Below are 6,509 nucleotides of genomic sequence, written 5' to 3' on the forward strand. Positions count from 1 at the left end.
CAAAATTGCCGACCCCACCTAAATAGCTTAGTAGATACTCTTGATAATCTCCACCCGTGTAATCAAATCCCCATGCATATTGTCAATCCGTAGAGCTACATTTTTCAGATAGACACAGGCACCGATAGCAATGGTCTTTTCTTCTTCTTTCAACTTACGAGTAACAAAATCTCGCAAGGTTTCAGTTCCCTCGCTAGGGATTTTTACCCGGGCAATGATATTGGCAACCCTGACCTTCTGGCTGGCCCGCATGATGATGTTGTTGGAATCATCAAACTGGATAAAGAGGTATTTTCTCACTGCAAATAAGATGGCAACCGACACAATACCAATCAGGTAATCCATACTAGACCCATGTTCCACAATCAGTTGACGAGCAATGGCAACCAAGAGCACCTCGATGACAGTACTAGGGGATTGTTTACAGAGCATCTTGATGAACTCGACCCCGACTGCCAAAGTCATAGCCTTGCTTAAAAAACTCTGGATAAAGTTATCCGCTTGAATACCACCCGTCAGTGAACCAACTAAATCCGCCAACAACAAACCTGACAGCGCTAGGAGGGCTAATCCTAAAATAGCTGATAAAATCAATTCTAGATAGTAGGCAACCTCTGTCAGACTATCTTGTAAAAACTTTCTCATGTCCTCTCCTTTCAAAAAAAGAGGCTGGACCCAAGCCCAGCAACACTTCTCAAAGTTTGCGCCAAAATATCAGCGCAGTGGTTGATTGGGTTTAACAGTCCAGTGGACTGTTAAAGGTTGGAGATAAGATTTGCAAAGTAAATATCCTTAATTCGCGTTTTACACTCCAAATCTGACCTAATCAACTGTGCGGGGGTGGGACTAAAACGGTCTGGGAATAGACCGTTTTAGCTCAACAACTTAAAATTAGAGCTTGTTGACGAACTCTTCTATGATCGGTCAAGTTCTTTCCCACTCCCTCTCATTCTTCTAATCGTTTTTGGCTAGAAACAAAGCTTAGTGTTCATCACCTTTTTGTCCGTAGTAGGCATTTGGACCGTGCTTACGGAGATAGTGCTTGTCCATGATATAGCTTGGTGCTGGTTCCACCCGCGGATTGATTTGTTCTGTGTAGCGGTTCATCCGAGCCACTTCTTCTAGGACAACACTGTGGTAAACTGCCTGGGCAGGGTCCTTGCCCCAAGTGAATGGACCGTGATTGCGGACAACAATCCCTGGTACTGCAACTGGGTCAATACCACGACGCTCAAATTCCTCAATGATGACTGAGCCTGTTTCTTTTTCATAGGCAGTATTCACTTCTTCGGCCGTCAAAGAACGGGCACATGGTACTGGACCGTAGAAATAGTCTGCGTGCGTTGTTCCATAAAATGGAATGTCGCGACCAGCCTGAGCCCAACCAACTGCTTCTGTCGAATGTGTATGGACAACGGCGTGTACATTTGGCCAAGCCTTGTAGAGAGCAACGTGGGTCGCCAAGTCAGAAGAAGGATTGAGATCTCCTTCCACTACATTTCCATCCAAGTCAGTCACCACCATGTTTTCTGGTGACAATTTTTCATAATCCACACCAGAAGGCTTGATAACAATGCGACCAAGTTCACGGCAGACTTCTGATACGTTACCCCAGGTGAATTTGACAAGACCGTGGGCAGGTAGAGCGATGTTGGCTTCATAGACCCGTTGGCGCATTTCCTGTAAATCTTTTGGCATTAGTTCAACCCCGCTTTCTCAATCAATGGATAGAGGAAAGCCTGTGCTTCTTTAATGGCTGCACGTGTTTCCTCAACCGTTTCACAATTCTCTGACCACATTTCAATCAAGAATGGACCTTGGTAGTTGGTCTTTTTCAAGACTGCAAACATATTTTCCCAGTCCACACAGCCCTGACCGAATGGTACATCGCGGAATTGACCTTTGGAGTTCTCGGTTACCGCATAGGTATCTTTGAGGTGAAGGGCTGCAATAGAGCGGTGTCCCAGATAAAATTCGCTATAAATGTCATTGTGCCAAGCAGACACGTTTCCAGTATCTGGATAAACAAAGAGATATGGTGAGTCAATTTCCTTCTCAACTGCTAGATATTTTTCAATGGAGTTGATAAATGGATCATCCATAATCTCGATGGCCAACATAACCTGAGCCTGTTCTGCCCAGTCGCAAGCCTTGCGGAGATTCTTGATGAAACGTTCTCTAGTTTCAGGCGACTTTTCCTCATAGTAAACATCGTAACCAGCCAACTGGATGACACGGACACCCAAGTCCTGAGCTAGTTCGATACACTGTTTCATGGTTTCTAGCGACTTAGCTTCAAGAGCAGGGTCATTAGAACCAAGCGGATAACGACGATGACCTGAGAAACAGATGGTCGGAATGCGGACACCTGTTTCATAAATTGCTTTGACCAAGTCTAAACGCTCTTCCTTGGTCCATTCCAAACGAGCCAAGCGAGCATCGCTCTCATCCACCGACATTTCCACAAAGTCGAAACCTAATTCTTTGGCAAACTCCAAACGCTCTTTCCATGTGAAATGCTTAGGCGTTGCCTTTTCATATATTCCGATTGGTCGTGCCATAGGCCTTACCCCCAGATACGACGGATTTCGTCTTTGAATTCACGCGCTGCAGCTGCTGGATCTGCTGCTTCTGTAATACCGCGACCTGCGATAAAGGTAAAGACATCTACTCCCTCAAAGAGTTTAAGGGTATCCACATCCAAACCACCTGTCACAGAAACGCGGAAGCCCATGTCAACCAATTTTTTCACTTTATTGAGGTCTTTTTCACCCCAGGTTTCGCCAGCAAGGAGGGCGTCACGCGATTGGTGATAAATCGCTTGGGAAATGCCTGCGTCCAACCAAAGTTGAGCCTGTTCATAAGTCCAGTCACCGTAAAGCTCGATTTGGATTTCACCCTTGTCGCCACGCACTTCCTTGATAGCCTTCAAAGCCGCTTCCATGGTTGGAATGGTCGCAGAACAGATACAAGTCATCCAGTCTGCACCGCGAACGGCATTATTTTTAGCTACAGTACCACCCGCATCCGCACACTTGGTATCTGCAACGATGATTTTGTCTGGGAAGAGGTTACGAAGAACTTCCACCAATTCGCTACCAACTTGGAGCAAGCAAACCGTACCTGCTTCAATCACGTCAACTTCATGACCAACAGACACAGCAGCCTTAATCGCTCCTTGCAAATCTGAGTGATCCAATGCAACCTGTAGATTTGGGATATGTTTTGTCATAATACTATTACCAAGAAGGAATAGCAGACTGAACAGTCTAGTTTATCCAGACTGTCAGACCTTGCTACTCTACTTCAATTCCTTTCATTTATATCTATGTCAATTTCTTGTCGTCAGATTAGCTTTCCAAGTCTAAACCTTCTAAGTATGGGCTATTTTTAGACTCTTCAACCATTGCCAATACTTCTTCTGGAGTTTTGCAAGCAATCAAACGCTCGATGGAATTTTCCAATTCGAAGAGGGCGATGATTTGAGGGATAGCTACTGAAGTATGGATTTTTGGATCTGTCGCTGCAAGTGTCAAGAGGACAGAAACTTCCTTACCATCTGAGAAGGCTACTGGTTTTGTCAAGGTAATCAAGGCAAAAGAGTCTTTCAAGACACCGACACCAGCCTGGGCATGAGGCATAGCCATACCTGGCATAAGCACATAGTAGGGACCGTATTCTTCAGTTGATGCGATAATAGCATCGTAGTATTCCTCAGTCGCTGCACCGCTTTCAATCAAAGGCTCAACTGCCAAGTGAACAGCTTCCTGCCAAGTCTCTGCTGTCAATCCCAAGCGGATAGAATTGTTTTCAATAAATGCTTTCTGTAAATTCATGTTGTTCTCCTCTCTATGTGAAAGGGGATGGGAAGAAATCCCGCCCCCTTTTTCAATTACAATACTTGACTAAGTTTTGTCTTGATTTCGTTGTCGTCCATGAGGTTGTCAAGACCAACCAAATGACCATTTGTACGACCTTCCAATTCTGCGATTAAGTGATTAGAAGCAACCACAATGTCATAACCTGCTGCCAAGCCTTTTGCTTCACCTACTGAGCAAGAAGCAGATTGGAAATCTGTTACACCGAGTTGACGAAGAGCATTTTCAACCTTCATCTTGATAACCATGGATGAACCCATGCCATTACCACAAGCTGTTAATACCTTAACCATATTGTTTTCTCCTTGTTTTTTTATAAAATATATTTTGTTGTTTTCTTAATGAACTAAGTAATAAATGAAGTTTTGTTCTGTTGATTTTCGAAGCGCTTCCGTCTTTCAATTTACTGAAGTAGCACTCAATGAAAATCAGAAGCAGACTAGGAAACGCAGCCGACGGTAGAACTAGAGTTCACCAAGGCAAGTTGACGACGTATCCTTTTGATTTTCGAAGAGTGTTAGTCTGCTTGCGCCTCACCGCGATAGTAAGCTTCCTTATCTTTTGCTTTTGCAAATTGAAGTTGTGGGATAGCCAACAAGAAGAGGCAGACAAGAACATAACCAGCAACACCGAGGTATTTGAAGGCATAACCGAATGGCAACCATGGGATTTCGAAGTCGATGTTTCCGTGGTAACCACCGCTCAATTCAAGCAAGCCGACGCAGACTGCACCAAGGGCTACTTGAAGGACACCTGAGAGGAAGGAAAGGATTGCTGCTGCTTTCCAACCACCACGTTTGTCAGCGTAAACTGCGATAGCTGCGTTATCGAAGAATACAGGTACGAAACCAGTGATGATAAGGATTGGGCTCTTGAAGACGATCAAGAGAACGATGGTAATCAATTGACCAACCAAACCGAAGGCAAAGCCTGAAAGAACTGCGTTAGATGAACCGAAGCCATAAGAAGCCGCAACGTCCACCGCTGGGAATGAACCTGGAAGTAGTTTGCTTGAGATACCTTGGAAGGCATTTGTCAATTCTGCTACGAACATGCGTACACCCTGCATCAAGATGAAGAGATATACTGAGAAAGTGAAGGCTGTTTGTACAACGTACATGAAGAATGCTTGTTTAGCTGGGTTGTATGGAGTGCCTGAAGTGATAACTTCTGGGTTTGCCATGATTTCTGGACCCAAGATGAACAAGATGACACCGAAGAAGACCAACATCAAGGTTGCAGATGCAACTACTGTATCGTGGAAGATGTTGAGGAAGCTAGGCAACTTCAAGTTGTCCAAGTTTTCTTCTTTTTTACCAAGTTTTGGAGCAATCTTATCTACAAACCAGATTGCAAATTGTTGTTGGTGACAGATGGCAAATCCACCACCACCTGTCAAGCGTTGAGTGGCTTCAACAGTCATATTTGAGCTGACTGCCCAGTAGATACCACAGATGATACCGATAGCTGCTGTACCGAATTGGTTACGAAGTCCTGGGATAAGGAAGAGCACCATCAATGAGATTGTTGCAGCTTGTTGTACCATGATGTGTCCAGTGATGAACAGAGTACGTACTTTTGTAACCTTACGAAGTGCAACCAAGAGGATGTTGACACCGAAACCAATCAAGAGAGCTGTCGTTGCTGCTGATACGAAATCAGGAAACTCTTCAGCGATTTTTCCGTTTGCTGCTGCAAGACCGAAGTAAGGGTCAATAACCGCCGCATCGATTTGGAACTTGTGGTTCAAGGCTGCCAAGATTGGACGGAAGGTTGTTACCAAGCCACCAGCTGCTACGTTTAAAATCATGTAGCCGACAGTTGCTTTGATAAACCCTGCAAAGACATCATGAGGCTTTTTCTTTAAGAGGGCATAACCCACCAATACCAAAAGACCTACGAAGAAGGCTGGATTCTGCAAGATGTTTTGCGAGAACCAGTTTAATGGGGTTTGAAGAAAATCCATTTTTCATTCTCCTTTTGAAATGATTTTTATGGTTTTATTATAAATCTTGAAAGCGTAAACAAAAAGACCAAATAAAACACAGGCTTGTGTTCACTCTTGGACTATTTGTCAATTTTTCTAATGTTCTATTCCAATTATCAAAGCCAAAAAGCAATTTCTTCTATCATTCTGCAGTAAAAAAGAAGAGGCTGGGCAAAAACTAGCCAGTAAATAAAAAACACAGACAGATTGAGCTGCTTCTGATGAAATCCAGCCGTACTGTCTGTGTTTTTCTTTTTATCTCTATTATCTTGGACTAATTTCTTAGCCAATTTCGTGAGATTCATACTCATTAGGAGGAATCCTATCTCAGTTTCAACCACTTTTTGACCTCTGACATGGACTCTGCGCACGCCAAAAACACCCTTCATCCTACCAAATACAGGTTCGACATCCACCTTGCGTTTGGCATAAATGCGGGCTCCCTCTTTACTTGTCAATTCCTCTTTGACTAAGTTCTTGAAATAGTTCCACGTAGGATTATACTGAATTTGTTTGAGGTTTCCTTTTTCCGTCCGTGCTAACTGGTCTAACTCTTCACTAGCTTGTACAGGATCAGCTTCGTAAATCTTAATATCTCTCTCAAATCCATACTTGTCCGTTCTTCGTGAATAATTCTTGAATGA

Annotated in this window: 7 protein-coding genes and 1 pseudogene; all 8 read right to left on the reverse strand. The window is 43.8% G+C overall.

Features of this window, described 5'->3' with window-relative positions; translation table 11 throughout:
* Positions 1-27 precede the first annotated feature (27 nt).
* A complete protein-coding gene (locus C1E58_RS09355; RefSeq protein WP_105210153.1) occupies positions 28-645 on the reverse strand; it encodes a hypothetical protein in 618 nt (205 codons plus the stop codon).
* A 336-nt stretch (positions 646-981) separates the two neighbouring features.
* Complete coding sequence (locus tag C1E58_RS09360) at positions 982-1,698, reverse strand: L-ribulose-5-phosphate 4-epimerase (RefSeq protein WP_024386066.1); 717 nt, start codon at positions 1,696-1,698, stop codon at positions 982-984.
* Entirely contained in the window at positions 1,698-2,561 is an 864-nt protein-coding gene (locus C1E58_RS09365; protein ID WP_105210154.1) for an L-ribulose-5-phosphate 3-epimerase, read from the reverse strand. The genes C1E58_RS09360 and C1E58_RS09365 overlap by 1 nt, the downstream gene beginning before the upstream one ends.
* A gap of 5 nt (positions 2,562-2,566) precedes the next feature.
* Positions 2,567-3,232, reverse strand: a complete 666-nt coding sequence (locus C1E58_RS09370; protein ID WP_105153091.1) for a 3-keto-L-gulonate-6-phosphate decarboxylase UlaD — start codon at positions 3,230-3,232, stop codon at positions 2,567-2,569.
* A 118-nt stretch (positions 3,233-3,350) separates the two neighbouring features.
* Complete coding sequence (locus C1E58_RS09375; RefSeq protein WP_044773537.1) at positions 3,351-3,836, reverse strand: PTS sugar transporter subunit IIA; 486 nt, start codon at positions 3,834-3,836, stop codon at positions 3,351-3,353.
* Between the two features lie 56 nt (positions 3,837-3,892).
* The gene (locus C1E58_RS09380) at positions 3,893-4,171 is read right to left on the reverse strand and encodes a PTS sugar transporter subunit IIB (RefSeq protein ID WP_029179495.1); all 279 of its coding nucleotides are present in this window, start codon (positions 4,169-4,171) and stop codon (positions 3,893-3,895) included.
* A 224-nt stretch (positions 4,172-4,395) separates the two neighbouring features.
* Complete coding sequence (locus tag C1E58_RS09385; protein WP_105210155.1) at positions 4,396-5,844, reverse strand: PTS ascorbate transporter subunit IIC; 1,449 nt, start codon at positions 5,842-5,844, stop codon at positions 4,396-4,398.
* Positions 5,845-6,139: 295 nt separating this feature from the next.
* Positions 6,140-6,509: pseudogene (locus C1E58_RS09390) on the reverse strand (transposase); the annotation flags it as partial.

The sequence above is a fragment of the Streptococcus suis genome, from assembly GCF_002964575.1.
Taxonomy (GTDB): Bacteria; Bacillota; Bacilli; order Lactobacillales; family Streptococcaceae; genus Streptococcus; species Streptococcus suis_R.

Coding starts and splice junctions, on each gene's coding strand:
- C1E58_RS09365 (WP_105210154.1), bottom strand. CDS start 2,561: ATGGCACGACCAATCGGAATATATGAAAAGGCAACGCCTAAGCATTTC.
- C1E58_RS09375 (WP_044773537.1), bottom strand. CDS start 3,836: ATGAATTTACAGAAAGCATTTATTGAAAACAATTCTATCCGCTTGGGA.
- C1E58_RS09385 (WP_105210155.1), bottom strand. CDS start 5,844: ATGGATTTTCTTCAAACCCCATTAAACTGGTTCTCGCAAAACATCTTG.
- C1E58_RS09355 (WP_105210153.1), bottom strand. CDS start 645: ATGAGAAAGTTTTTACAAGATAGTCTGACAGAGGTTGCCTACTATCTA.
- C1E58_RS09380 (WP_029179495.1), bottom strand. CDS start 4,171: ATGGTTAAGGTATTAACAGCTTGTGGTAATGGCATGGGTTCATCCATG.
- C1E58_RS09360 (WP_024386066.1), bottom strand. CDS start 1,698: ATGCCAAAAGATTTACAGGAAATGCGCCAACGGGTCTATGAAGCCAAC.
- C1E58_RS09370 (WP_105153091.1), bottom strand. CDS start 3,232: ATGACAAAACATATCCCAAATCTACAGGTTGCATTGGATCACTCAGAT.